This window comes from Streptomyces ruber (assembly GCF_014648075.1).
Lineage (GTDB): Bacteria > Actinomycetota > Actinomycetes > Streptomycetales > Streptomycetaceae > Streptomyces > Streptomyces ruber.
The window spans coordinates 117014-144000 of sequence record NZ_BMQK01000013.1 but is presented as its reverse complement, the minus strand read 5'-3'; the positions used below and the strand labels follow the sequence as shown (position 1 = coordinate 144000).

20 protein-coding genes, 1 tRNA gene and 1 other RNA gene are annotated in these 26987 nt (G+C 73.9%); 11 read left to right on the top strand and 11 right to left on the bottom strand.

Annotated features, from left to right (window positions below; all coding sequences use genetic code 11):
* Nucleotides 1–31: 31 nt before the first annotated feature.
* The 6 genes from IEZ04_RS24685 to ffs all read right to left on the bottom strand — a co-directional run bounded on the left by IEZ04_RS24685 (nt 32) and on the right by ffs (nt 9062).
* Nucleotides 32–931 carry a phosphoribosylaminoimidazolesuccinocarboxamide synthase gene (locus tag IEZ04_RS24685; protein WP_189219127.1) on the bottom strand — a complete coding sequence of 300 codons (900 nt, stop codon included), beginning with the start codon at nt 929–931 and terminating at the stop codon, nt 32–34.
* Between the two features lie 98 nt (nt 932–1029).
* Complete coding sequence (locus tag IEZ04_RS24680; RefSeq protein WP_189219126.1) at nt 1030–2559, bottom strand: N,N-dimethylformamidase beta subunit family domain-containing protein; 1530 nt, start codon at nt 2557–2559, stop codon at nt 1030–1032.
* Between the two features lie 79 nt (nt 2560–2638).
* On the bottom strand, nt 2639–4609 hold the full coding sequence (locus IEZ04_RS24675) for a hypothetical protein (protein ID WP_189219191.1): 1971 nt from the start codon (nt 4607–4609) through the stop codon (nt 2639–2641).
* Between the two features lie 416 nt (nt 4610–5025).
* A complete protein-coding gene (gene purD, locus IEZ04_RS24670) occupies nt 5026–6282 on the bottom strand; it encodes a phosphoribosylamine--glycine ligase (protein ID WP_189219125.1) in 1257 nt (418 codons plus the stop codon).
* Nucleotides 6283–6513: 231 nt separating this feature from the next.
* Complete coding sequence (locus IEZ04_RS24665) at nt 6514–8856, bottom strand: DNA polymerase III subunit gamma and tau (protein WP_189219124.1); 2343 nt, start codon at nt 8854–8856, stop codon at nt 6514–6516.
* 109 nt (nt 8857–8965) lie between these two features.
* Nucleotides 8966–9062, bottom strand: an RNA gene (gene ffs / locus IEZ04_RS24660) — signal recognition particle sRNA small type.
* A gap of 72 nt (nt 9063–9134) precedes the next feature.
* Here ffs and IEZ04_RS24655 point away from each other — a divergent pair.
* The 5 genes from IEZ04_RS24655 (at nt 9135) to IEZ04_RS24635 (ending at nt 14599) form a co-directional block, all read left to right on the top strand.
* Nucleotides 9135–9219: transfer RNA gene (locus IEZ04_RS24655), tRNA-Ser, on the top strand.
* A 195-nt stretch (nt 9220–9414) separates the two neighbouring features.
* Nucleotides 9415–12198: a helix-turn-helix transcriptional regulator gene (locus IEZ04_RS24650; RefSeq protein WP_189219123.1), complete on the top strand. Its 2784-nt coding sequence runs from the start codon at nt 9415–9417 to the stop codon at nt 12196–12198.
* Between the two features lie 171 nt (nt 12199–12369).
* Nucleotides 12370–13338, top strand: coding sequence for an alpha/beta hydrolase (locus IEZ04_RS24645; RefSeq protein WP_189219122.1), 969 nt, complete (start codon nt 12370–12372; stop codon nt 13336–13338).
* 34 nt (nt 13339–13372) lie between these two features.
* Entirely contained in the window at nt 13373–13795 is a 423-nt protein-coding gene (locus tag IEZ04_RS24640; protein ID WP_189219121.1) for a cupin domain-containing protein, read from the top strand.
* Between the two features lie 54 nt (nt 13796–13849).
* Complete coding sequence (locus IEZ04_RS24635) at nt 13850–14599, top strand: SDR family oxidoreductase (RefSeq protein WP_189219120.1); 750 nt, start codon at nt 13850–13852, stop codon at nt 14597–14599.
* A gap of 31 nt (nt 14600–14630) precedes the next feature.
* On the opposite strand, the gene IEZ04_RS24630 is transcribed toward IEZ04_RS24635, so the two are convergent.
* A complete protein-coding gene (locus IEZ04_RS24630; protein ID WP_189219190.1) occupies nt 14631–15497 on the bottom strand; it encodes an AraC family transcriptional regulator in 867 nt (288 codons plus the stop codon).
* A gap of 286 nt (nt 15498–15783) precedes the next feature.
* On the opposite strand from IEZ04_RS24630, the gene IEZ04_RS24625 reads away from it, so the two are divergent.
* A complete protein-coding gene (locus IEZ04_RS24625; protein ID WP_189219119.1) occupies nt 15784–19791 on the top strand; it encodes a glycoside hydrolase family 2 TIM barrel-domain containing protein in 4008 nt (1335 codons plus the stop codon).
* A 65-nt stretch (nt 19792–19856) separates the two neighbouring features.
* Entirely contained in the window at nt 19857–20777 is a 921-nt protein-coding gene (locus IEZ04_RS24620; RefSeq protein ID WP_189219118.1) for a DUF72 domain-containing protein, read from the top strand.
* Here IEZ04_RS24620 and IEZ04_RS24615 read toward each other — a convergent pair.
* The 3 genes from IEZ04_RS24615 to IEZ04_RS24605 all read right to left on the bottom strand — a co-directional run bounded on the left by IEZ04_RS24615 (nt 20771) and on the right by IEZ04_RS24605 (nt 24020).
* Complete coding sequence (locus IEZ04_RS24615; RefSeq protein ID WP_373296354.1) at nt 20771–22561, bottom strand: copper resistance CopC/CopD family protein; 1791 nt, start codon at nt 22559–22561, stop codon at nt 20771–20773. The two genes, IEZ04_RS24620 and IEZ04_RS24615, sit on opposite strands and share 7 nt — an antisense overlap.
* 110 nt (nt 22562–22671) lie before the next feature.
* Complete coding sequence (locus tag IEZ04_RS24610) at nt 22672–23430, bottom strand: SDR family NAD(P)-dependent oxidoreductase (RefSeq protein ID WP_189219188.1); 759 nt, start codon at nt 23428–23430, stop codon at nt 22672–22674.
* A gap of 110 nt (nt 23431–23540) precedes the next feature.
* Nucleotides 23541–24020 (bottom strand): cupin domain-containing protein, encoded by a 480-nt coding sequence (locus IEZ04_RS24605; protein WP_189219117.1) that lies wholly within the window; start codon nt 24018–24020, stop codon nt 23541–23543.
* Nucleotides 24021–24126: 106 nt separating this feature from the next.
* On the opposite strand from IEZ04_RS24605, the gene IEZ04_RS24600 reads away from it, so the two are divergent.
* The 4 genes from IEZ04_RS24600 to IEZ04_RS24585 all read left to right on the top strand — a co-directional run bounded on the left by IEZ04_RS24600 (nt 24127) and on the right by IEZ04_RS24585 (nt 26220).
* Entirely contained in the window at nt 24127–24465 is a 339-nt protein-coding gene (locus IEZ04_RS24600; RefSeq protein WP_189219116.1) for a hypothetical protein, read from the top strand.
* A 62-nt stretch (nt 24466–24527) separates the two neighbouring features.
* On the top strand, nt 24528–24683 hold the full coding sequence (locus IEZ04_RS24595) for a hypothetical protein (RefSeq protein ID WP_189219115.1): 156 nt from the start codon (nt 24528–24530) through the stop codon (nt 24681–24683).
* 498 nt (nt 24684–25181) lie between these two features.
* Nucleotides 25182–25478 (top strand): type II toxin-antitoxin system VapB family antitoxin, encoded by a 297-nt coding sequence (locus IEZ04_RS24590; RefSeq protein WP_004943146.1) that lies wholly within the window; start codon nt 25182–25184, stop codon nt 25476–25478.
* Nucleotides 25479–25575: 97 nt separating this feature from the next.
* Nucleotides 25576–26220 (top strand): LytR C-terminal domain-containing protein, encoded by a 645-nt coding sequence (locus IEZ04_RS24585; protein ID WP_229821251.1) that lies wholly within the window; start codon nt 25576–25578, stop codon nt 26218–26220.
* 126 nt (nt 26221–26346) lie between these two features.
* Here IEZ04_RS24585 and upp read toward each other — a convergent pair whose 3' ends face one another.
* Nucleotides 26347–26982: a uracil phosphoribosyltransferase gene (gene upp, locus IEZ04_RS24580; protein WP_189219114.1), complete on the bottom strand. Its 636-nt coding sequence runs from the start codon at nt 26980–26982 to the stop codon at nt 26347–26349.
* Nucleotides 26983–26987: the final 5 nt, after the last annotated feature.

Genomic DNA, 26987 nt, shown 5'->3' with positions numbered 1-26987 from the left:
CCGGACGGTGCCCGATGCCGGGCGCCACGCCTCACGACCAGGGCGTGCCCGTCAGACGCTCGTACGCCTCGACGTACTTCGCGCGGGTCGCCGCCACGATCTCCTCGGGCAGCACGGGCGGCGGCTGCTCACCCTTGCGGTCCCAGCCGGACTCGGCGGAGGTCAGCCAGTCGCGGACGAACTGCTTGTCGAAGGACTGCTGGGGACGGCCCGGCTCCCACTGGTCGGCCGGCCAGAACCGGGAGGAGTCGGGGGTGAGCACCTCGTCGGCGAGGACGAGGTCCTCCCCCTCGAAGCCGAACTCGAACTTCGTGTCCGCGAGGATGATGCCGCGGTCACGGGCGATGTCGCGGGCCCGGCTGTAGATGGCGAGCGTCGCCTGCCGCAGCTGGGCGGCGGTCTCGGCGCCGACCCGGCGGGCGACCTCCTCGTAGGGCACGTTCTCGTCGTGCTCGCCGACCTCGGCCTTGGTGGCCGGGGTGAAGATCGGCGCGGGGAGTTCCGAGCCGTCGACGAGCCCTTCGGGGAGGGCCAGGCCGCAGACCGTGCGGGACTCGTCGTACTCGGCGAGACCCGAGCCCGTGAGGTAGCCGCGCGCCACGCACTCCACCGGCACCATACGCAGGGACTTGCAGACCAGGGTGCGGCCCGCCCAGTCGGCGGGGGCGCCCGGTGGCAGCTCGGTGCTCACCACGTGGTTCGGGACCAGGTCGGCGAGCTGGTCGAACCACCACAAGGAGAGCTGCGTGAGGATGCGGCCCTTGTCGGGGATCTCGGTCGGCAGCACCCAGTCGTACGCGGACGTACGGTCGCTGGCGACCATCACGAGGTCGCCCGCCTCGTTCTGGTACAGCTCGCGCACCTTGCCGGTGTGCAGGTGCACCAGGCCCGGAACCTCGATCGGCTCGGGCTTTTCGACGAATCCGGACACGGTTCCTCCCCGTGGTTCTGTCCAATGAGTCGATTCTCCCGTATACGGGTGCCGGACGGCGGCCGGGGTCCGGTCCCGGACGCCGTTCTCGCCGCAGGTCAGTCGCGTTTGCAGATGCGGTCGAGCAGATTGGCCGTGGCCTGCTGGACGCGCGGGTCGGCGTGGCCGGGGCGGCCCAGCGCCGGGGTCCAGGCGAGTGTCCCGGAGGCGAAGACCCAGGCTCCGGAGGCCGTCCGGTACAGGGACGTCTCCTGGTGCCGGGCGGCGCCCTCGACGTCGCGGTACGGGGACTGTGCGAGCAGGACGCGGTTCTCGTGGCCGCGCAGCGGGGCGCGGGAGAAGCGGCGGTCGGCCCCGCCCGCGACCAGTCCCTCCAGCTCGTCGCCCTCCTGAACGCCGGTCGCCTCCCACAGCCAGTGCCCGGCCCGGCGCACGACCAGCGGACGGGGGCCGGGCACTCTGCCCGCGTACTGGACGCCGATCAGCTCCTGCTCGGGGCGGTCCGTCTCGCGCCACAGCATGGGCTTGCCAGGACCCTTGTGCTTGCGGCAGGTCAGCAGCCGGTCAGGGGCTCCGGACGGGGACGGCCCCAGTTCCACCCGCCAGTACAGGGCGCCGGCGGAGAGGAAGACCAGGGAGGTGCCCCGGTCGCGGGCGTGCTCCGCGGCCCGGCGCATGGGCCCCGTCCAGTACTCGTCGCGGCCGGGGAAGACCAGGCATCGGTAACGGGTGGGGTCGATGTGACCGGCGTGCAGGTCGCGGGCGTCGGCGTAGGCGAGGTCGTAGCCGTAGCGCTCGGCCCAGCGGATGAAGTCGTAGGCGTGGCCGACGTAAAGGGGCAGACCCGCGCCGGCGTAGGGACGGTCGAAGGAGACCGTGCCGGCGGCGTCGGCCTCGCCGAGGAGCCGGCCCTCCTCGTCCCAGGCGTGGTAGAGGCTCGCACCGGTGCGGCCGTCCTCCGGGTAGAGGTTGTACGCCTGCCAGGTGATGTCGGGCAGCACGACCAGCACGTCGGCGGGGTGGTCGTCACGGACCGTGAAGGGGATGTGCGAGCGGTAGCCGTCGGCGGTCGTCAGGACGGCCACGTACGCCCCGGTCCGCCAGTAGGCCGGGATCTGCAGGCGCCAGGAGAGCCACCAGTGGTGACAGGAGACCGTGCGGTCGGCGGTGAGGGGCGGGGGCTGGACGATGCCGGAGAGGCGCGGACTGGTGGTGATCTTGGCCGCGCCGTCGCCGCCGTAGTGGCCGATCCGGTAGATGTCGACGCTGAACTCCTGGGGCGGATCGACGGTGACGTGGAAGTCGATGGACTCGCCCGGAGTGGTGGAGCCGGTGGTGGCGAAGCCCTTGATCTGCCGGTGGAAGTCGTCGGCGGAACGGGGACCTCCGGCGTGTGCGCGTCCGGGGCGGGGGCCGGGAATCCGGGTGCCGCCCTCCCGGGTCGTCGCGTCCGGGGGTGCGTCGGGGTGCGCGTCGGTCTGGTCGGCGTACCAGGGGACGAGCCGCCCGCTCTCGTCGACGTACGTCTCGACGCCCCGGAGCCAGGGGACGGGGCCCTGGCCGAAGGGGTCCGTCACGGCGTGCGCGAGGGCGCCCGACTCCCAGCGGCGGATCTTCTCGGACCTCATGGCTGTTCCCCTCCTTCGTTCCCCCGTCGTACCTGGTGTGCGGTCTGTCGGCGACAGGGACGTGCATCGGGACGGGGAGCTACACCAGGCGGACCGGTTTCTCCGGGCGGATGTCGAGGCGGCGGAGCCACTCCCGCAGGGGATCGGGATCGCCGTCCTCGACCAGGGCGAGGACACGGGGAGCCAGGTCGGCGGTGCGTACGCCGTCGACCAGGAGGGCCGGCCCGTCCAGCCAGTCGAGACCCGGGGTGGCGCCGGCCGTGTCCATGGCGGTGCAGCAGACCATGGCGGTGACGTGGTCGGTGAGCAGTTCGCGGCCGGTCCGCGGGGGCTGCAGGGGGAAGAGCGGCAACGTGCCGTCGCCCCACAGCACCCGGTCCGGCCCCTGTGCCTCCTCCGCGCCCAGGGCCGGTGCGCCCGTCGGCGCCGCGGCCTCCTCGCGCGCCAGCTCCGCGCTCAGGCCGGCCGCCAGAACGGCAGCCCGCTCGCTGTTCGGGCCGGCGTCCGGGTCGGCCTCCGGGTCGGCGTACCTGTCGCGGATGTCACTTCCGCTCCCGGTGTCCGCACTGTTCGTGGCATTCGCGTCATTCGTGGCGTCGGTGGCATCGGTGACGGCAGTGGCATCCGTGACGGCAGTGGCGTCGGATGCGTCGATGGCGGTGGTGCGGATCGTGAGGTGGTCCATCACCCGTGCCAGGGTCGGCCCGCCCGGAACGGAGATCGCCATCGCCGGGTCCACCGGGTGCCGGACACCCAGCGCGTCCAGCACCCGGTGGAGCCGGGCCGCGTCCGTGCGCCACTTGCGGTCGACGACCTCCTCCGGGTAGTCCTGCCAGTTCACCGGGGCCCAGTCGGGTCCGGGTTCGGTGGGGCCGCCGTGGAAGAGACGCGCGGCCAGCAGTGACGTGGCCTCGTCGACCAGACCGGGCTCTTCGAGGAGGTCACAGGCCGGACGCTCGCCCAGCCGGGAGGCGAACCCCTCGGCCAGGCGGTCGCGCCGGGACAGCTCGGTCAGGGCGGCGACGACGCCCGCGTCCAGCCGGGAGGGCCAGCGGCCCATCCGCCAGGCGGGCAGCGCGACCCGGGTGAGCAGCCGGTCCCAGCCCGCGTACGCCAGTCCGACCTGTTCCTGGGCGACGATCCGCAGCCCGTAGTCCACGGCCTGGGCGCGCTCGGCCGCCGCGGCCGCCACGCCCCGCTCCATCTCCGCCGCGTGCTCCCGGCAACTGCGCAGGAGCAGGCGGGCCACCCAGCCCGCCCCGGTCAGCGCCGTCCGCGACAGGAGGCCGCGCCCCGGCGCCGCCGTCTCGGCCACGGCCGCGTCCAGGCCCCGTACGAAGCGGCGGGCCGCCGCTATGTCCGGGTGCGCCGACGGTCCCGTACCCGCGACGACCGGTGCGAGGACGGCGCGCAGCTCGCCCACGCGCATCCACCACAGGAACGGCGAGCCGATCACCAGCACGGGTGCCTCCTGCGCCCCCTGACGGCCGGGCCGGTGGGGCTCACCGGGCCCGGCAGGCTCACCCGTCCCGGCTCGTCGCCCCGGCCGGCCGTTCCGCAGACCGGGGATCGACGCGCGTACGGCGGAGAGCGAGCCGTTCCCGGTACCCGGGGCGTTCCCGGTCCCCGGGGACGGCGAGCCGCCGTGGGACGGATGCGTACGGTCCTCCAGCCAGCTGTCGCAGTCCGGGGTGAGCGCCATCGCGGAGGGCGCCGGGACGTCCAGCCGGTCGGCCAGGTCCCGTACCAGGCGGTAGAGGTCGGGCGCGCACTCCTCGCTGATGGGGACCGTGGGGCTCATCGCGGGGCGGGCGCGGGCCACGACCAGCGCGATGCCCGTGGCGCAGAGGAGGACGACGGCCGCGAACACCGTCACGATCCAGCGCGTGACGGACCAGCCCGCGCCGGTGAGGTGGCCCGTGGCCCCGCCGGCCAGCAGCACGACGGCGACGGCGGCGGGCAGCAGGGCGACGGCCAGCGCCCTGCTGCGTATGCGCAGCACGGCGAGGGCCCGGGAACGCGCGGCCTGCGCGCCCACCTCCACACCCATACCGGTCACGACCGAAGGTCACCCCCAACTGTGCCGTACGGCACCTCACACGGTGCGCGCTGCGGCGCGCGCCGTGACGACGGTCCGGCGTCGCCGCGGGCGCCGCCGGGTGGCCTGGCGTTGCTCACTCACCCCACTGTGGCACCCATCACTGACATCGCAATGCCGGTGGGCCAAGTGCCGGACTGCTTGCGCCGCACCCTAGTTGGGGCCCCGGACCACGTCAGCCGGATAGGACATCGGTCACTCGATGGAATGGCTTTGGGGAAAGGTGGATGACACAGCGCAAGGATCGGGCCCCGAATTCCTGAGGAATCCGGGGCCCGGAGTGACCTGGTCCGCCTGGTTCGCCTGGTTCATCATCAGGCCGAGGCGGGTACGCAGGGTGCGGGTCCGCAGGGGTGCGGGACCGGGGATCACACGCTGCCGGACGCCGCCTTCGCCGCGATGTCCGTCCGGTGCTGGGAACCGTCGAGGCCGATGCGGCCGACCGCCGTGTACGCCCGTTCGCGTGCCTGCGTCAGGTCCGCGCCCGTCGCCGTCACGGACAGCACCCGGCCGCCCGCGCTCACGACCGCGTCCCCGTCCCGCCGGGTGCCGGCGTGCAGGACGTACGCGTGCGGAGCGTCCTCGGCGGCCACCCGGTCGAGCCCCGTGATCGGGTCGCCGGTGCGCGGGGTGCCGGGGTAGTTGTGGGAGGCCACGACCACGGTGACGGCCGCGTCGTCGCTCCAGCGCAGCGGCTCCAGGTCGGCGAGGTTGCCCTCGGCCGCGGCGAGCAGCACTCCGGCCAGCGGGGTCTTCAGCCGGGCGAGGACGACCTGGGTCTCCGGGTCGCCGAAACGGGCGTTGAACTCGATCACCCGCACGCCACGGCTGGTGATCGCCAGACCGGCGTACAGCAGGCCGGAGAACGGGGTGCCGCGGCGCCGCATCTCGTCCACGGTCGGCTGCAGCACCGTCTGCAGCACCTCCTCGACCAGCTTGGGCTCGGCCCAGGGCAGCGGCGAGTAGGCGCCCATGCCTCCGGTGTTCGGCCCCTCGTCGCCGTCCAGGGCGCGCTTGAAGTCCTGCGCGGGCTGGAGCGGGAGGACGCACTCCCCGTCGGTGATCGCGAAGAGCGAGACCTCGGGACCGTCGAGGTACTCCTCGATGACGACGCGGTCGCAGGCGTTCGCGTGCGCCTTCGCCTGCTCGAGGTCGCTGGTGACGACGACGCCCTTGCCGGCGGCGAGCCCGTCGTCCTTGACGACGTACGGGGCGCCGAAGGCGTCGAGGGCCTCGTCGACCTCCTCCGGCGTCGTACAGACGTACGACCGCGCGGTGGGCACACCGGCCTCGGCCATCACATCCTTCGCGAAGGCCTTGGAGCCCTCGATCCGGGCGGCCTCACCGGAGGGGCCGAAGCACGGGATGCCGGCCTCGCGCACGGCGTCGGCGACACCCGCGACGAGGGGGGCCTCCGGACCCACGACGACCAGGTCGGCTCCGAGGTCGCCGGCCAGGGCGGCCACCGCCTTGCCGTCGAGGGCGTCGACCTGGTGCAGCTCGGCGACCTCACCGATGCCCGCGTTGCCCGGGGCGCAGTGCAGGGCGGTGACGGCGGGGTCGAGGGACAGGGAACGGCACAGGGCGTGTTCGCGGGCGCCGTTGCCGATGACGAGGACCTTCACGGGGCCAGCCTAACGGGCGGGGGCGTACGGCTTTGTGGGGGCCGCCCAAGGAGAGGCCGGAGCGGCTTTGGCGGATCGTACGAGCAGTGCAGAAGTCCGGGGACCGGGGCCGGGACCGGGGACCGAAGGACCCGGGGGCCAAGACCGGGGACCGAAGGACCCGGGGGCCGGGACCGGGGGCCGGGAACCGCTCGGGACTCCTCGTTGCTGCCGGGCCATCCGCTACCGGAACTACTCGTTGACGATCTCCTCCACCACCGTCGCGCCCAGCTCCCGCACGATCAGGTCGTACCCGGAGAGGGCGGACTCGTCGAGGTCGGGGTCGTCGTCCTCGGGGATGTCGTCCTCGGGCGAGATCGGCGCGGGCTCGGGAGCCACCGGGGGCGGCGGTACGGGCACCGGAGCGGCGGCCGCCGGCGCACCGCCCTGGCCCGGGGCCCCCTGCCCCGACGCGGAGACCGAACGCGGCGACGGAGCCGACGACTGGGGCGCGGCGGGCCGGGACGGCGCGGCCGGAGCCCCTCCGTACCCTCCACCGCCCGCCCCGCCGGGACCACCGCCGAAGCCGCCGTGGCCGCCGGAGCCGCCCGGACCGAACGATCCGCCCTGCGGCGGCGCGGAACCGCCCGAGGGGTCGACGACCGCCTCGATCTTCCAGTGCACGTTGAACTGCTCGGCCAGCGCCTGCCGCAGGACGTCCTCGCTGCCGCTGCCGGCGAAGTTGTCCCGCGCTCCGCCGTTGACGAACCCGATCTGCAGGGTGGTGCCGTCGAACCCGGTCACCTGGGCGTTCTGGCTGAGCAGGATCCAGGTGAACCGGCGGCGGTTCTTCACCGCCTCCAGGATGTTCGGCCAGAGGACGCGGGGGTCGAGCCCGCCACCGCCGCCCGCCGGGGCGCCGGGTGCGGGGGCGGGCGCGGGTGTGCTCGGGGCGCGCGGCCCGGCCGCCTGCGGGGCGGCCGCGGCAGTCGGCCACCCGCCGGGACGCCGGCCGCCTCCCACGGGGGCCGCCGTCGGCCAGGCACCAGGCGCGGGAGCGGCTGCGGCCGGAGCGGCCGGTTGCTCCGGTACGGGTGGTACATCCCTGACGGGACCGACGGGACCGACGGGACCGGCAGGACCGACGGGACCGGCAGGGCCAGCAGGACCAGCGCCCTGAGTGCCCTGAGCGGCCCGAGGAGCCTGGACCGGCCCGGGAGACATCTGTCCGTGCTGCTCACCGGTCGTCCCGGGCACCCCGGCTGCCCCGGCTCCCCCCGGAGCCCGCACCGCGGCACGGGCCGCAGCGGCCCCACCGCCGGGCGGAACCACGGCCGCGTCCGGAGCCGGCCCGCCGGCCGCTCCCCCGTACCCGCCGTGCGCATCGGGTCCCGGCACGTATCCCATGGCGGGCCCGGATCCGCCACCGGAGAAGTTGACCCCGCGCTCCAGCCGGTCCAGCCGGGCCATGACGGAGCGGTCGTCGCCGTAGGCGGCGGGCAGCAGGACGCGCGCGCAGATCAGCTCGAGCTGGAGGCGGGGCGAATTGGCCCCCCGCATCTCGGTCAAGCCCTCATTGACGAGGTCTGCGGCGCGGCTCAGCTCGGCGGCGCCGAAGACGTCCGCCTGCGCCTGCATGCGCTCCACGACGTCGGCGGGCGCGTCGATCAGCCCCTTCTCCGCGGCGTCGGGGACCGCGGCCAGGATCACCAGGTCCCGCAGCCGCTCCAGCAGGTCGGCGACGAAGCGCCGCGGGTCGTTGCCCCCCTCGATGACCCGGTCGACGACCTCGAACGCGGCCGCCCCGTCCCCCGCGGCGAACGCCTCGACGACGGAGTCGAGCAGCGTCCCGTCCGTGTAGCCCAGCAGCGACGTGGCCATGGCATACGTCACGCCGTCTTCCGTCGCCCCCGCCAGCAGCTGGTCCATGACGGACATCGAGTCACGCACGGACCCGGCCCCCGCCCGCACGACCAGCGGGAGCACGCTCTCGTCGACGGGGATGTTCTCCCGGCCGCACACATCGGCGAGGTAGTCGCGGAGCGTCCCCGGCGGCACCAGCCGGAACGGGTAGTGGTGCGTACGCGACCGGATGGTGCCGATCACCTTCTCGGGCTCGGTGGTCGCGAAGATGAACTTGAGATGCTCCGGCGGCTCCTCGACGACCTTCAGCAGTGCGTTGAACCCGGCCGACGTGACCATGTGGGCCTCGTCGATGATGTAGATCTTGTAACGACTGCTCGCCGGCCCGAAGAACGCCTTCTCGCGCAGCTCACGGGCGTCGTCCACACCACCGTGCGAGGCGGCGTCGATCTCGATGACGTCGATCGAACCCGGGCCGTTGCGCGCCAGGTCCCGGCACGACTGGCATTCGCCGCACGGCGTGGGCGTGGGGCCCTGCTCGCAGTTCAGACAGCGGGCGAGGATGCGCGCGCTGGTCGTCTTGCCGCATCCGCGCGGACCGCTGAACAGGTACGCGTGATTGACCCTGTTGTTCCGCAGCGCCTGCTGCAGCGGGTCGGTGACATGCTCCTGCCCGATGACCTCCGCAAAGGTCTCCGGGCGGTAGCGGCGGTACAACGCGAGAGACGACACACATACGAGGTTATAGGCGCCCACTGACAACCGGGCGGCACGCACGGACCCGCACACGACGGACCCCGCGCATGACGAACGCCCGCGGACGGCGCGGATGCCGCCGACACGACAAGACCCCTCACGCACCTGCCAGAGCCGACCTACCCTTGCTGCCTTCCGGCCCTGGGGGAGTTCAGTCAGATAGCACCGCGTGAGGGGCTGCCCCCAGCGTACCCGATCCGCGGAGGACCGAACGAGTTCGCAACCACCCTCCGACGTCATGTAATGTTCCGAGCGGAGGATTCGCCTAGAGGCCTAGGGCGCACGCTTGGAAAGCGTGTTGGGGGCAACCCCTCACGAGTTCGAATCTCGTATCCTCCGCCTGATCAGAGGGCCGGACCACGGAAGTGGTCCGGCCCTCTGGCGTATCCCCGTTCCCCGAGAGCCGCCCGCGCGCGGGGTTTCGGTCAACCTGTCGCGTCGGGGAGGCGGTCTCGTCGAGTCTCGCCTGGCGCGGTCGGGACTGTTGTAGCTTCGCCACGGTATGTCCGGTGCGCGGACCGGTGGGGGTGTCACGTGCTGCGGGGGCGTCGCGTCGAGTGTGCGCAGCTTGATGGGCTGCTCGAAGCCGTTCGGGGCGGTGCGGGCCGGGTGCTGGTGGTGCGTGGTGAGGCCGGGGTGGGCAGGACGGCGCTGCTGGATCACGTGGCCGGGCGGGAGCGGGAGTTCCGTGTCTGTCGTGTCACGGGTGTGCGGTGCGAGACGGAGCTGGACTTCGCGGCGGTGCACCAGTTGTGCGCGCCGTTCGCGGGGCGGATCGAGCAGTTGCCCGGTGCGCAGCGCGATGCGTTGCGCGCGGCGCTGGGAACGGGTTCCGGGGAGGTGCCGGATCGTTTTCTCGTCGGGCTGGCCGTGCTCGGGCTGCTGGTCGAGGTCGCCCGGGACCGGGCGCTGGTCTGCCTGGTCGACGACGCGCAGTGGCTCGACCGGGCCTCCGCGCAGGTGCTGGCGTTCGTGGCCCGCCGGCTGCCGGCCGAGTCGGTCGGGATCGTGTTCGCGGTCCGGGACCCGGACGGGGCGCCCGAGCTGACCGGCCTGCCGGAGCTGGCGCTCGCCGGGCTGCCGGACGAGGACGCGCGGGCGCTGCTGCGGTCGGTGCTCCCCGGGGTGCGGGACGAGGAGGTGCTCGACCGGTTCGTCGCCGAGTCGCGGGGCAATCCCCGCACGCTGCTCGAGCTGCCGAGGGAGACGACGCCGGCGGAGCTCGCGGGGGGTTTCGGGGTGCCGGGCGCCCGTGTCCTCCTCGGCGCAGGCCGTCCGGGGCACGTCCAGGTGCCGCACCCGGATGTTCAAGTGGTGTCCCGGTGGAGGCGGGGCGGAGGGCTCTCGCCGGCGACCCGGCTGCTCCTGCTGATCGCGGCCGCCGAGCCCGGCGGGCGGCCCGCCCTGCTGTGGCGTGCGGCCGACCGGCTCGCCATCGGGGTCGAGGCGGTGACGCCCGCCGTCCTGGCCGGGATCGTCACGGTCGACGATCTCGTACGGTTCCGGCATCCGCTGGTGCGGTCGGCCGTCTACTGGGCGGCGTCCCCCCGGGAGCGGCGCCGTGCGCACCGCGTACTGGCGGAGGTCACCGACCCGGGCGCCGATCCCGACCGGCGCGCCTGGCACGCGGCGCAGGGCACGCGCGGCCCGGCCGAGGACCTCGCGGCGGAGCTCGAACGCTCGGCCGGGCGGGCGCGCGCCCGGGGCGGGCCGGCGGCGGCCGCCGCGTTCCTGGCCCGGGCCGCCGAACTGACCGCCGATCCGGCCCGCCGCCAGGAGCGCGCCCTGACCGCCGCGCGGGCGACCCACCAGGCCGGGGCGCCGGACGCCGCCCTGCGTCTGCTGTCCATGGCGGAGGCGGGCCCGCTGGGCGGGCGCCGGCGCGGCCAGGTGGATCTGCTGCGCGCCCAGATCGCCTTCACCGCGGAGCGGGGCGGCGACGCCCTTCCCCTGCTGCTCAGGGCCGCCCGGCAGCTCGAACCGCATGACGTGCCGCTCGCCCGCGACACCTACCTGGAGGCGATCGGCGCGGCGCTGTTCGCCACTCCCGACGCCACGGGCGACGGCCAGCTCCGGGCGGCCGAGGCGGCGCGCTCGGCGCCGTCGGCGGTGGCACCCCCGCGCCCCGGCGATCTGCTGCTGGACGGCATCACCACGCTGATCCTCGAAGGCCACGGCGCCGGTGTGACGAGGCTGCGGCCGGCGTTGCACGCCTTCCGCGGCCCGGCCCTCTCCGACGACGAGGGGCTGCGCTGGCTCTGGCTCGTCACCGCCATGGCCGCGAGCCTCTGGGACCACGAGTCCTGCGTCCTGCTGGCCGACCGGCACATCCGGCTCGCCACCGGCACCGGCCGGCTCACCACGCTGCCGCTCGCCCTGACCGGACGCCTCACTGCCCATGTGGTCGCGGGCGAGCTGGGCGCCGCCGCCGAGCTGGTCGAGGAGGTGCGGACGGCCTCCGAGGCGGCCGGGGTCCCGTACCCGCCCTACGGTGCGCTGCTGGTCGCCGCCTGGCAGGGCCGGGAGGCCGAGTGCGCCGCGCTGATGAGTACCGCCGTCGCGGAGACGGCACGCCGGGGCGAGCAGGGTCCGCTGATCGTCGGCGGCTGGGCGACGGCCCTGGTCCGCAACAGCCTGGGCCGGTACGAGGACGCGCTGGCCGCGCTGTCCGGTGTCGTCGACCACGGCCGGCGCGACGTGGGTTCCGCCTCCGTGTGGGCGCTGGCGGAGTACGTCGAGGCCGCGACCCGCGGCGGCGGCGATCCGGCACGCGCCGCGGACGCCCTCCGGCGGCTGGGCGAGCGGACACGGCCGAGCGGTACGGACTGGGCGCTGGGCGTCGAGGCACGGTCCCGGGCGCTCATGAGCAGTGGCACGGCCGCCGAGGACCACTACCGCGAGGCCGTCGACCGGCTCGGGCGCGGCGCGATCCGCGGTGAGCTGGCCCGGGCCCGGCTGCTCTACGGTGAGTGGCTCCGCCGCGAGCGCCGCCAGCGGGACGCCCGTGAACAGCTGCGTACCGCCCATGAAGCGTTCACCGCGATGGGCATGAGCGCCTTCGCCCGGCGGGCCGCGCGCGAGCTGCTGGCCACCGGGGAGCAGGTCCGCAAACGCGCCGCCGGCACCGCCGGGGAACTCACCGCGCAGGAGGCGCAGATCGTCCGTCTCGTCCGTGAGGGGCTGACCAACCCCGAGATCGGCGCCCGGATCTTCATCAGCCCGCGCACGGTCGAATGGCACCTGCGCAACATCTTCGGCAAGCTCGCCGTCACCTCCCGCAGGCAGCTCCAGCGCGCCGAGCCGCGTACCGGGGCCTGAGGGCCTGGAGACCCGAGGGCCCGACGGCTCGCGGCGCCACCCCAGGGACCCGGCCCGTGGCCCGCCCGGGTACGACCGGCGTCCGGTCCGGCGACAGTCGTCGGTGTCCGGGCCCGGGCCCGTGACGGAGAGGGCCGCGGCGATCGGCGGCCGGGGGGGGGAGGACCGCACGTGGGTGAGCATGTTCTGGAGCCGGCCGCACAGGAGTTCGCGGACGCCACCGCGACGCCGCCGTTCCTCTACGAGCTGGGGCCCGGGGGAGCGCGGAAGGTCCTGGACGACGTCCAGGCCGCCCCGGTTCCCTCCCTGCCCGGCATCGACGAGAAGTGGATCACCGTGCCGGCCGAGGCCGGTGACGTGCGGGTGCGCGTCGTGCGGCCCGCGGGGGCGGCCGGCGCGCTGCCGGCCGTCCTCTACGTCCACGGCGGCGGCTGGGTGCTGGGCAACGCGGCCACCCACGACCGCCTCGTCCGCGAGCTGGCCGTGGGCGCGCGCGCCGCCGTCGTCTTCGTCGAGTACGACCGCTCGCCCGAGGCCCGTTACCCGGTCGCCGTCGAGCAGGCGTACGCCACCGCGCGGTGGATCGTCCGCGACGGCGCCGGAGAGGGCCTCGACGCCGCCCGGCTGGCGGTGGCCGGCGACTCGGTCGGCGGCAACATGGCCGCCGCGCTGACACTGCTGGCCAAGCGGCGCGGCGACGTGCGGTTCGTGCACCAGTCGCTGTACTACCCGGTCACCGACGCGGCCCAGGACACCGACAGTTACCGGGAGTTCGCCGACGGCCCGTACCTGACCGCGGCGGCCATGGCCTGGTTCTGGGACTGCTACACCACCGACCCCGCGGAGCGCGCGGAGATCACCGCCTCCCCGCTGCGGGCCGGCGTCGAGGATCTCCGCGGCCTGCCGCCCGCGTACGTGGTCGTCGACGAGAACGACGTCCTGCGCGACGAGGGCGAGGCGTACGCCCGCAAGCTCGTCCTGGCCGGCGTCCCGACCACCGGCGTCCGCTACAACGGCACGCTGCACGACTTCATGATGCTCAACCCGCTGCGCGACACCCGTGCCGCCCGCGCCGCCACCGCGCAGGCCGTCGAGGTGCTCAAGGCCGCGCTGAACACCGCGGGAGAAGCAGGCAGGTAGCAGGCAGGCAGGCAGGCAAGGGAGGACATCCGCCATGTCCCACACCGACGACCATCCGCGTTCGGAGGCATGGAAGAACGCGGTCACCGTGCTGCAGGAGGCCACCCCGCCCGCCGTCCCGCGGGACGCGCACGCGACGACCATCCGGGTCGACTTCCCGCCCGGCGACCCGGGCACCCCGCCGCACCGCCACTCCGGGCCGGCCTTCGGCTACGTGCTGGAGGGCGAGATGCGCTTCGAGCTGGAGGGCGAGCCGGTGCGCGTCGTCCGCGCCGGCGAGACCTTCTGGGAACCCGGCGGTGACGTCATCCACTACCAGGACGGCAACAACCGCACCGACACCCGGCTCAGCTTCCTCGTGACCATGTTCTGCGCGCCCGGACAGCCGATGCTGGTCCTGGTCGAGGACGACGAGCTGAAGCAGCGGGCGCACTTGCGCGCGTCCCGGTCGTCCTGAGCTGGCGTCCACGCGCAATCCCGTCCACATAGATCGCATCGAGGAGCGTACGGCGTGAAGATCGTGGTGATCGGCGGTACCGGCCGCGTCGGCGGCAAGGTGGTCGAGAAGCTTCGCGGGCACGGGCACGAGGCGGTGCCCGCCGCGCCCGGCACGGGCGTCGACACCGTCACCGGCGAGGGCCTCGCCGACGCGCTCACCGACGCCCGGGCGGTCGTGGACGTGGCCGCCTCGCCCTCCTTCGAGGAACAGGCGGTCCTCGACTTCTTCACCGCCTCCACCCGCAACCTGCTGGCCGCCGAGGCCGCCGCGGGCGTGGGGCACCACGTGGTGCTGTCGATCGTCGGCATCGAGACCCTGCCCGACAACGGTTACTTCCGGGCCAAGCTGGCCCAGGAGAAGCTGGTCAAGCAGGGTCCGGTCCCCCATTCGATCGTGCGGGCGACGCAGTTCTTCGAGTTCGTCAAGGGCATCGCCGACGCCGCCACCGTCGACGGCACCGTGCGCGTGGCGCCCGTGCTCTTCCAGCCCATCGCGGCCGAGGACGTCGCCGAAGCGGTGTGCGAGGCGGCCCTGGCAGCCCCGTCGAAGGAGACCACCGAGGTGGCCGGACCCCAGCGGTTCCGCTTCGACGAGTGCGTCGCCGAGGCGCTGCGCGCGTGGCACGACCCGCGCCCGGTCGTCACCGACCCGGAGGCCCGCTACTTCGGTGCCGTACCGGGCGAGCGCAGCCTCGTGCCCGGCGAGGGCCACGCCCGGCTGGGCCGCATCCGCTTCGACGACTGGCTGCGCCGGTCGTCCTGAGCAGCCCGGGCAACGACACGGACTGGCCGGGTCAGCCCGGAACCCGCTCCACCGGAATCCACAGCTCCGCCTCCGCCTCCGTGCCGTCGGCGGACACCCGGGCCCGCAGGATCTCCGGGCCCGGCCTGCTGCGGTACGGGTTGGACGGGAACCACTGGGTGAACACGTCCCGCCACAGGTACTGGATCGTCTCCGGGAAGCGGCCCGAGGTCTCGAACACCGCCCATGCGCCCGCGGGCGCCTCGATCGCGTCCAGGTCCTCGGGCACGTCGGCCCCGGTCACGACCCCCTGGTAGTAGTCGAGTTCGGTGCCTTCCGCACGGCTCTCGTCGATGTTGACGCTGACGTTGACGAACCCGCGCGGCTCCTGGTCCGAGAGCTCCTCGATGCGGCGCAGGGTGTCCTGGTCGATGCTCCGTACGAAGTCGGCGATCGCCGGGTTCATCCCCTCGTGGACGAGGGGCACCCGCGCCTTCTTCCCCACCACCCGGAACTCCCGCTTCGCCACGATCCGGTAGCGCATGTCCGTACTCCCTTCGACGACCAGACGGAAGGACATCCGGGGCTGCGAGCGCAGCGTCGCTCCGGCGCGCCGTGCCTCGCCCGGGCCGACGCCGTGCATGGCGCGGAACGCGCGGGCGAACGCCTCGCCCGAGCCGTAGCCGTACCGCACGGCGACCTCTAGCAGCGTCCGACGGCCGTCGAGCACCTCCGCACCGGCGACCGTCAGCCGACGCCGCCGGACGTACTCGGACAGCGGTATGCCGGCCAGCGCGGAGAACAGCCGCCGGAAGTGGTACTCCGACGTGACGGCGATCCGCGCGAGTTCGGCCACGTCGACGGTCCCGTCGAGGTGCCGCTCGATGTGCTCCATGGCCTGGTTCAGCCGCTCCAGCACCGGCTTCTCCCTTCCTTTGACGATCTCCACGCTAGGGAGGGACCACCCGGCCGGACCCGACATCCCGTGCCCGCCCCGATCGGGTGCCGACGGGACCTGGCCGAGGACTCCCCTCAGGAACACACAAAGTCCGACGGCGTTATTGCTCCGATTGTGTGCGGGTCCTAGGGTGAGGCTGCCTCAGGGACGGGTGATCTCCGTGGGGCCCCTGTGACCCCGTGCCTTTGAGCTGCTGCTGAGTTCCGTACGTCGTCGACCGCGTGAACCGCCGAGGAAGGCCAAGGTCATGTCGCACCCGCACGACTCCCAGCCGTCTCCCGCGTCCTCTTCGAACTCCCGCTCCCTCCCTCTCCCCGTCTCTCCCGCGTCCCCCACCACCCGGCCCCCCGTCAGCCGCCGCCGGCTCCTGGAGGGGGGAGCCGCCCTCCTCGGCGCCCTCTCCCTGTCCGCCTCGCCCTTCGCGGCGTACGCGGCGGGGCGGCCCGGAGCGCAGGCCCCGGGCGACGCCGCGGCCCCCGAGTGGAACGACGGCTTCGCCGTCTTCCGGGTGGGGACCGAGCCGCCGCACACCACGCTCATGCCGTACGGAAGCGTCCGGCAGGCCCTGGACGCCGACCGCACGCGCTCGCCGTACCGGCTGAGCCTCGACGGGAAGTGGCGGTTCGCGTACGCGGACCGGCCCGAGGACCGGGACGCGGACTTCCACCGCACCGACCTGGACGACTCCGCCTGGGACACGATTCCGGTGCCCTCCGCCTGGCAGCTGCACGGCTACGACTTCCCGATCTACGTCAACATCACGTACCCGTGGTGGGGCCCCAACGGCCTCGGCGAGGACGCGCAGCCGCCGGCCGCGCCGACCCGGTACAACCCCGTGGGCCAGTACAGACGGGCCTTCACCGTGCCGGAGGGCTGGTCGGGGCGGCGGACGTTCCTGCACTTCGAGGGCGTGAAATCGGCCCACTACGTCTGGATCAACGGGGAGCTGGCCGGCTACCACGAGGACTCGTACACCCCCGCCGAGTACGACATCACCCCGTACCTGAAGTCCGGCACCAACCAGATCGCGGTCGAGGTGTACCGGTACTCCGACGGCGACTGGCTCGAGGACCAGGACATGATCCGGCTGAGCGGGATCTTCCGCTCCGTCTACCTGTACTCCACGCCCACCGTCCACCTGCGCGACTTCAAGCTGGACACCCCGCTGGGCGACGGCTACCGGGCCGCCGAACTGGCGGTCACCGCGAGCGTGCGCGCCTACGGCGGGGAGGGCGGCGGCCGGTACTCCGTCGAGACCCAGCTCTACGACGCGCGCGGGCACGCCGTCTGGCCGCGGCCGCTGCGGCAGGACGCCGACCTCGCCTCCGTGCCGGCCGGGGAGGACGTGACCGTACGCGCCTCCAGGGCGGTTCCCGCGCCCCGGCTGTGGTCGGCCGAGGACCCTTACCTCTACACCGCCGTGCTCCAGCTCCGTGACCCGGCGGGAAAGGTGACCGAGACGGTCTCGCACCGCGTGGGCCTGCGCGAGTTCGCGCTGAAGGACGGGCTGATGCGGATCAACGGGCAGCCCGTGTCCTTCCGCGGCACCAACCGCCACGAGATGCACCCCGACCGCGGCACCGCCCTCACGCGCGCGGACATGGTGCGGGACATCGAGATCGTCAAGCGGCTCAACATGAACAGCGTCCGCACCTCGCACTACCCGAACAACCCGCTGTGGCTGGAGCTGGCCGACGAGTACGGCCTCTACATCGTCGACGAGACGAACCTGGAGACGCACGGCGTCCGCGACGAGTACCCCGGCGACCACCCCGAGTGGCGCGCGGCGTGCGTGGCCCGCGCCCAGAACATGGTCCACCGCGACAAGAACCACGCCTCGGTCGTCATCTGGTCGCTCGGCAACGAGGCCGGCACCGGCAGCACGTTCGTCGCCATGCACGACTGGATCCGCTCGTACGACCCGACCCGCGTCATCCAGTACGAGGGCGACGACCGGCCGGGGATCAGCGACATCCGCTCCCGCATGTACGAGAGCCCCGCGCGCGTGGAGGCCCGGGCGCAGGACACGGCGGACACCCGGCCGTACGTCATGATCGAGTACGCGCACGCGATGGGGAACTCGAACGGCAACTTCAAGAAGTACTGGGACGTCGTGCGCCGGTACGACGTCCTCCAGGGCGGCTGGATCTGGGACTTCGTCGACCAGTCCCTGACCACACCGACCCCCACCCGCACCTTGTTCACCGAGACGGGACCGGCCCGGCTGCGCGGCGAGATCCAGAACGCGAGCGGTACCTTCGACCGCCGCAAGGGCCTGACCGGCGGCACCGTCTTCGCCCGCGACGAGGGCCTCGACCTCACCGGTGCGCTCACCCTCGAAGCCTGGATCACCCCGCACGTCACCGGCTTCCACCAGCCGATCCTGGCCAAGGGCGACACGCAGTACGCCCTGAAGCAGACCGACCGGCAGCTGGAGTTCTTCCTGTACGGCGGCGGCCAGTGGACCACCGCGAGCTGGGCGCTCCCCGACGACTGGACGGGCCGCGAGCACCACGTCGCGGGGGTGTACGACGCGGCCGCGGGCACCCTCACCCTCCATGTCGACGGCCAGGTCAGGGCCGTGCGGACCACCACCCGGGGGCCCGACGTCAACACGGCGCCGCTCTCGCTCGCCACCGACGTCGACAACCCGACCCGCGAGTTCAGCGGCACGATCCGGCGGGCCCGCGTGTACGCCCGCGCGCTGACCGCCGCCGAACTGGCCTCCGACCGCCGTGGTCCCGGCGACGAGGGCGTGCGGTTCTGGTTCGACGCGGCCACCGTGAAGACCGCCGAGAAGCGGGCCCGCGAGCGCTCCTTCTTCGCGTACGGCGGCGACTGGGGCGACAACCCCAACGACGGGGCGTTCGTCGCGGACGGCGTCGTCACCGCCGACCGCGGCCACACCGGGAAGGCGGCGGAGGTGAAGCGGGTCTACCAGACGATCAGTGCCGTACCCGCCTCCGGCACCCTCACCGCCACAGCCCGCGACGTCACCCTCACCAACGAGAACCTCTTCACCGACCTCCGGGAGTTCGACGGCCGGTGGTCGCTCGTCGCCGACGGCGAGGTGGTGCGGAGCGGGAAGCTGACCCGCGCCCAGCTGGACGTGAAGCCGCTGTCCAGCAAGCGGATCACCGTGCCGTACCGGCTGCCGGACCGCCCGGCGCCGGGCACCGAGTTCTTCCTGGAGCTGTCCTTCACCACCAAGGAGCCCACCAAGTGGGCGAAGGCCGGCTTCGAGGTGGCCGGGGCACAGCTCCCGGTGGACGCGGGCGTCCCGCCCGTCGAGCCCGTACCGCTCGCGGACGTCCCGGCGCTGCGGTACGAGGACGGCGACGCGTCCGTCACCGTCCGGGGCAGGGGCTTCTCGGTCACCGTCGACAAGGGCAGCGGCGTCATCACGTCGTACGAGGCCCGGGGCGCCCGGCTGATCGAGACCGGACCCGTGCCGAACTTCTGGCGCGCGCCGACCGACAACGACCGGGGCAACGGCCAGCACACCCGCAACCAGACCTGGCGCGACGCGGGCGCCCGGCGCGAGGTGACGGACGTACGCGTGCGGGCCCTCGGCGACCGGGCCGTCGTGATCGAGGTCGGCGGCACGCTGCCGACCACCGTCACCTCGTCCTTCACGACCACGTACACGGTGTTCGGCAACGGCGAGATCAAGGTCGACAACACCGTGCGCCCGGGTGCGGCGAGCCTGCCGTACCTCCCGGAGGTCGGCACGCTGCTGTTCCTGCCGGGCCGCCTCGACCGGCTGCGCTGGTACGGGCGCGGCCCCGAGGAGAACCACTGGGACCGCAACACCGGCACCGACGTGGGCGTGTACTCCGGCACCGTCTCCGGGCAGTGGACCCCGTACATCCGCCCGCAGGAGAACGGCAACAGGACCGACGTCCGCTGGATCGCGCTGACCGGCCGTGACGGCAGCGGGCTGCTCGTCTCCGGCGACCCGCTCTCCGACGCGCCGCTGCTGGAGGTCAACGCCTCGCACTTCACCCCGGAGGACCTGTCGGCCGGGGTGCGGCACGACTACCAGCTCACCCCGCGTGAGGAGGTCGTCCTGCGGGTGAACCACCGGCAGATGGGCGTGGGCGGCGACAACAGCTGGGGCGCGCACACGCACGACGAGTTCAAGCTCCCCGCGAGCCGTGACTACGCGTACAGCTACCGGCTGCGTCCGCTGACCGGCGTGGACGGGGCGATGGCCGCCTCGCGCCGGCCCACGGCGACGGACCCGGCCGAGTAGGCGGCTTCCGCCCGGACCCGGGAGACGGCGGGACAGAGCTCCGTCTCCCGGGGTAACCGGCCCCCATGACTGCTGCTGAGAGTGGTGAAGGTGCCGGCATCCGGGTCGGGGTGTGCTCGTGGACCGACCGCGCGCTGGTCGGCAGCGGGTGGTACCCGCGCGGGGCGCGGGACGCCGAGGGACGGCTGCGGTACTACGCGTCCCGGTTCCCCGTCGTGGAAGTGGACGCCTCGTACTACGCGTTGCCCAGCCGCCGCAACAGCCTGCTGTGGGTGGAGCGGACGCCCGAGGGCTTCCGGTTCGACGTCAAGGCGTTCTCGCTGCTGACGGGGCATCCCACGCGCGCGGAGGCGCTGCCCGCCGACCTGCGGTCGCGGCTCGGTGAGCGGGAGCTCGCCGCCGTACGGCGCGGACGCGGGCCGGAGGGGCTCCTCGGCGAGGTCTGGGAGCGGTTCGCGCAGGCCGTGGAGCCGCTCCGGGAGGCCGGGCGGCTCGGGGCCGTGCTGTTCCAGTTCCCGCCGTGGTTCGCCCCCGGTCCGGGGGCCGAGGCGGCGCTCCAGGAGTGCGCGGCGCGGACGTCCGGCTGGCCCCTCTCCGTGGAGTTCCGGCACCCCGGGTGGTGGGCCGCCGAACAGTACGGCGCCACCTGCGCGTTGCTCTCCGCGCTCGGCGCGAGTGCCGTGGGCGTGGACATGGCCCAGGGCCTGTCCGGCTCGCTCCCGCCGCTCGTACCCGTCACCCGCCCCGCCCTCGCCGTCGTACGGTTCCACGGCCGGAGCGCCGCGTGGGGGACCGGGAGCAAGGAGGACCGTTTCCGCCATGCGTACTCCCCGTCCGAACTCGGGGCGTGGGTGCCGCGGTTGCGGCGCGCGGCCGAGCAGGCCGACGAGCTGCACGTGCTCTTCAACAACTGCTGCGGGGACGCCGCCGTACGCGCCGCCGAGGCCATGCGCCGGCTGCTCGTCCCGTCACCCGCCGCTCACTGACCGACCCGTACGTCCTTCTCCACCGTCACCTGGTCGATCTCCGTCGTCCGGACGGTGATCCTCATCGTCCAGGTGCCGGGCAGCGGGAGGCGGAGGCCCTCGGTCCCCCAGTAGCCGCCCTTGTTCTCCAGCCGGGCGTCGATCGGGCCCACGTCCTGGGCGCGCAGCGTGAAGGTGAGGCGGACCTCCGGGACGGTCGAGATACCGCCGTCGGGCCCGAAGACCACGGCCTGCACGGAGTTCGTGCCGACGCGGCCGGGCCCCAGGTCGATCTGCACCTCGCCGTGTCCGTTCGGCGTGCCGACGTCGAAGGGGACGACGTTGCTGGAGGCGGTGGGTTCGCCGGGTGCCGCGGTTCCGGCCGCCGGTGCCGCCGCGGCCGACTCGGCCTCCGCCCGGCCTGGCAGGGTGCCGGTGAGCACGGTGGTGACGACGAGGACCACGACGGCGACCGTGGACTCGGCGAGGACGGAGCGACGCAGGTGACCCCGGTGGCGGTCGTCCGCGCCCTTCTCCTTCCCCTCCCCCTCCCCCTCTCCCTCCTCCTTCTCCTTCTCCAGCCACCGCGCCGTCCAGCGCCGGGAGAGGCCCGCGGCGGCCAGGAGCAGCAGCACCGCACCGGTCTTGGCCAGCAGCAGCCTGCCGTACGTCGTCGCCGTGAACGCGTCCCAGGAGCCGAGGCCCCGCCACGACTGGTAGACACCGGTGCCGGCCAGCACGGTCACCGCGCCGAGAGCGAGCCGGGAGAAGCGGGCGACCCCGGTGGCCGTGAGCGCACCGGGGGCGCGGTGGAGGACGGTGAGCAGGGCCGTGAGGCCGCCCAGCCAGACCGCCATGGCGAGCAGGTGCAGCACGGACGAGGCCATGGCCACGGACACCTGGATACCGGCGGAGGCGTGCTCGGCGACGGCCCAGGTGAGGGCCAGCCCGGCGGAGAGGGCGACACCGCCGCCGAGGGCCGCTCGCCCTGGCCCTCGCCCGTCCACCGCACCGGACCGGCGTACGAGGAGGTACGCCCCCGCCAGCAGCCCCAGCCGGGCGAGCAGCGCGATGCCCGGCCTGCTTGTCGCCGTCTGTGCCAGTACGGACGGATCGAGGGCGTCCGCGAGGCCCGAGCCCCGCTCGTACGGGCCGCGCAGCAGGAGCAGCAGCGCCGTGGCGGCGGTCAGCGCCCACCAGCCGGCCCACAGCAGCCCGTGGAGCGGCGCGCCGACACCGCCGAGCAGCGCGGTGAAGACGAACACGCCGATGAGGAGCGCCAGTCCGCCGTAGGCGACGTAGCGGACGAGGTTGTACAGCGAGGTGGTGGCCGGGTCCTCCGCCGGGGCGGTGGGCGGGGCCTCGGTGGCCGAGGGCTCGCCGACCGAGAAGAGCAGGGCTCCGGAGACCGGATGGCTGTCGGCGGAGACGACCCGCCAGGCGATCGTGTACGTGCCCCGTGCCAGGCCGGGGGGCAGGGTGGTGCGCACCGTGCTGGAGCGGCCGTCCGCGCGGCCCGTCTCCCCGGTCCGCAGGGGCCGGTTGTCCGGGTCGAGGACGCGGAGGGAGTCGTCGAGGAGGCTCACCGACTCGGTGAAGGCGAGGGTGACCTGCCGGGGAGCGGTCTTGAGGACGGTGCCGTCCCGGGGGTCGCTCTCCTTGAGCGCGGCGTGCGCGGACGCCGGTCCGGCCCCACCGAGGAGGACGAGGAGGAGGAAAAGCAAGAGGGAGGGGAGGAGGAACAGGACCGGTACGGCGGCCGGCCGCACCGGACGCCGCAGTCCGTCTCGCAGTCCTTCGCCCACGTCGCGTCTCCGGATCCGTACCTGGCCCTGGCCCGGCCTGTGTTCTGCTTCTCGGCCCCGGCAGGGGTACGGATGCGGGACTGCCGCCGTTCACGACGGTGCGGCGGAGGTCACCAGGTGGGCCGCGCGGACACTCCGCCGTCCACCACGAGGTCGTGTCCCGTGACCCAGGAGGCGAGCGGCGAGGCGAGGAAGACACAGGCGTCCCCGACGTCCTCGGGCCGGCCGAGCCGCCCGGTCGGCACGGCCTCCCGCCAGCGGCGCACCCCGTCCGGCCAGTCCTCCGCCAGGCCGTCCCGGCCGATCAGCCCCGGCGAGACGGTGTTCACCCGGAGCCCGTACGGCCCGTACTCCAGGGCCGCGGACCGGGCGTGCATGACGACGGCCGCCTTGGCCGCGCTGTAGTGGGCGTGCAGGGCCGCCGGGTTCCCCGCCTCGATGGAGGCGATGTGCGTGACGGACCCGCCGCCACCGCCGCGGTGCGTCCCCATCACCTCGGCGGCCGCCTGCGTGCAGGTGAACACCGACGACAGGTGCATGTCCACGACCTCCCGCCACTGTGCGAGCGTCATCCCGGGCAGCGCCCGCGTCGGCTGCACCCCGGCGTTGTTGACCAGCGCCGTCAGCCGACCGCCGCCCCACTCGGCCGCCTCGTGCACCAGTCGGCGGCAGGCGTCCTCGTCCCTCAGGTCGGCGTGCAGGGCGACGGCTCGCCCGCCCAGGTCCCGTACCCGTTCGACCAGTTCGCCGACGCCCCGCGTGCGGTGGTGCAGCGCCACCGCCGCGCCCTCCTCGGCGAACCGCAGCGCGATGCCCCGGCCGATGCCGCCACCGGCGCCCGTCACCAGGGCGACCTGCCCGGCGAGCAGCCCGTCGCCGGTTCCGCGCGGCCTTCCTTCCTCCTCCGCGCCTTCCTCCTCCCCGCCTCCTTCTCCTACGCCTTCTTCTCCCACGCCTTCTGCTCTCACGTCTTCTTCCCTCACGGCCGGCACAGCCCGGCGATGCGGTCCGCCTCCGCCGGGTACCGCGCGCTCAGCTCCGCCGCGTCCCCGTGCTCGTACCCGCCGTACGTGAATCCGGGCGCCATCGTGCACCCGAACAGCGTCCACGCGCCGCCCGCGACGACCCGCGCGCCCATCCAGGTCCCCGCGGGCACGACGTGCTGCACGAACTGGCCGCCGAGCACGTCCGGCCCCAGCACGGCGGTGCGCGACGAGCCGTCGGGGGCGAGCAGCAGCAGTTCGAGCGGGTCACCGAGGTGGAAGTGCCACACCTCGTCGGTGGGCAGCCGGTGCAGTGCCGAGAAGTCGTCCGGTTCGCCGGTGAGGAGGGCGATGATCGCGGTGCCCTCCGGCCTGCCGTCGGGGCGCTCGGGTCCGGCCCAGGTCTGACGGAAACGGCCGCCTTCGCGGGGGATCGGCTCCAGCCCGTAGTGGGCGACGAGGTCGTCGGGAGTCACCCGGACCACGCTACCGACCCCCCGGCGTCCGAACAGCTGCACCGAACGGGCGATTTCCCGGGGTAACAGGATGAGTTCCGCACCCGGGCCGGAGAGAGCACCTCTCATGAGGTCCGCTCGGCACGCCCCACGCACCGTACGCCGGTGCCGTTGCGTCTGGCCGCGGGTCCTCGTCCTGCTCCTCGCCCTGTTCCTGCCGGCCGCCCACGCCGCGGCGGACGTGGCGCCCGGGATCGCCGTCACCGCGGAGACGGCCGATCAGGACCTCCTGGAGTCCGCCCTCCGCCTCCCGGCCCGCCAGGCCCACCGTCCCGCGGCCCGTCCGCGCCCCGCCCCGGCCGGGGCGCACCCGCCCGCCGGCGCCGCGCCCCTCCCGGTGCCGCCCCCCGCCGGCTGCGCCCCGTACTCCCTGCTCACCCGGCGCTCGGTGGTGCTGCGCTGCTGACGGACGGTCCGGCCCCCAGCGGCGACGACCGACCACCACCCAGCACACAGCAGGGAAGAGCCATGCCGAACGACCCCTACGCCGTCCTGCGCGCCCTCCTCAGGGCGGAGGCGGCCCGCAGTACGTCCAAGCCGTCCCCGGACACGGACCCGACAGCGGTCCCGACGACCGACCGCCCGAAGGCGCGACGCCCCCGCAAGGCCGCCGACCACAGCTGACACACCGACCACGACCGTCACAACGACCACGACCGACACAGAAACACAGATCGGGACAGGAACACCGGGCGCGGCGGACACATCAACCGCCGCACCGAGCCGCGGCCGAGCGTGCGGGAGGCCCACCCGGCCCTGCGCACGCTCGGCCGCGCACACCACGGGGGATCCCGGCAACCGGCCGTCGGGGCGGGCGACAGGCGGGCGCGGCAAGGATCACCGCCTCCTTTCGGGCGAAACAGCCGCCCGATCCGGGCCACGGCCCGGGGCTGCTTCGGCCGGCCGGCCGGGCTCCCCCACGCGTCCCCCGCGCGCGTCCTCCGCGCGTCCTCCGCGCGTCCCCGGCGCCCGTTCCGCTGTCCGGACCCCCCGAACGCTCCGGACGCCTCCGTCGCCCCCTGTGCGATTAGACCGGTTGACGCCCATTTGTCACGTCTTTTCCGGCGTCGCACTCCGTCGCCATGGCTGCGCCCGGAACGCCGGGACCGGTAGGCTTTCCGTGTGATCTTCAAGCGCATCGGAAACGGCCGGCCGTACCCCGACCACGGCCGGGAAAGCACCCGGCAGTGGGCGGACGTCGCACCGCGCCCGGTCCGCCTCGATCAGCTCGTCACCACCAAGCAGCAGCTCGACCTGGAGACACTCCTGGCCGAGGACTCGACGTTCTACGGCGACCTGTTCGCCCACGTCGTGAAGTGGCAGGGCGATCTGTACCTGGAGGACGGTCTCCACCGCGCCGTTCGCGCCGCGCTCCAGCAGCGCCAGGTGCTGCACGCGCGCGTCCTCGAACTCGACTGAGGCACCTGCCCGGCCCGTTGGCCCTTTCGGGTTGGCGCGCGCACGCGCCAATGATCATCTAGTAGGCATCGCCGCCCCGGCGCACTACGCTGCGCCCATGAGCATGCTGACCCCTCCCGGCATGGGCGGCGAGTACCGGATCACGGGGGACAAATACCCGCGAATGCGCCGGCCTCCGAGGCGCCCCAAGTTCGTGCTCGCGATCGTGGCGTCCGTACTGGTGGTCGGGCTCATCGGCTGGGGGACCCTGCAGCTCATCGATGTCTTCTCGGGCGGCGGCAGCGCCACGACGGCGAGCGCGCGGCCGGACTGCACGACGCGCCCGCGGGCCGCTCCCTCCCCCACGGCGGCCGCGAAGTCCCTGCCGAAGCCGGACCAGATCACGGTCAACGTGTTCAACGCGACCGAGCGCAGCGGTCTCGCCAAGTCCACCGCGGACGAGCTGAAGAAGCGCGGTTTCCGCATCGGCGAGGTGGCCAACGCCTCCAAGGAGTACGACAAGAAGGTCGGCAGCCCCGCGGTCCTGCTGGGCGCCAAGGCCGCCACCGGCACGGCGCTGCCCGTCCTGGGCACCCAGCTGCCGGGCGCGGAGCTGAAGACCGACGCCCGCGCGAAGCCCGCCGAACTCGACTTCATCATCGGCGACGGGTTCAAGAACCTGGCGGCGCAGGCGGACGCCGACAAGGCGATGGCCCGGCTGACCGCACCGCAGCCGACGCCGGCACCGACGCGCACCTGCTGACCGCGCCCGGCCGACCACGGCCTCCTGCCCTGCCCGGGGGCCACCGCCGGCCGCCGACCGGGCCCGTCGACAGCCGACAGCCGTCCGCCGGGGCCTCCACCGCCAGCGACCGCGGTACCAGCGGTGCTACTCGGCCGCCCCGTACATCCGGTCCCCGGCGTCGCCCAGGCCCGGCACGATGTACCCCTGCTCGTTGAGGCGCTCGTCCACGGACGCCGTCACGACGGTCACCGGGGTGCCCGCCAGCTCGCGCTCCACGACCTCGACGCCCTCGGGGGCGGCGAGGAGCACCACGGCCGTCACGTCGTCGGCGCCGCGCTCGATCAGCTCCTTGATCGCCGCGACCAGGGTGCCGCCGGTGGCCAGCATCGGGTCGAGGACGTACACCTGGCGCCCGGACAGGTCGTCCGGCATGCGGGTGGCGTACGTGGACGCCTGGAGCGTCTCCTCGTTGCGCACCATGCCCAGGAAGCCCACCTCGGCGGTCGGCAGCAGCCGCACCATGCCGTCGAGCATGCCGAGGCCCGCCCGGAGGATCGGCACCACCAGGGGACGCGGGTGGGAGAGCTTGACGCCCGTGGTCCGGGCGACCGGGGTGTCGATGTCGACCTGTTCGGTGCGCACGTCCCGGGTGGCCTCGTAGGCGAGGAGGGTGACGAGCTCGTCGGCCAGCCGGCGGAAGGTCGGGGAGTCGGTGCGCTGGTCGCGCAGGGTGGTGAGCTTGTGAGCGACCAGGGGGTGGTCGACGACGTGGAGACGCATGTCCA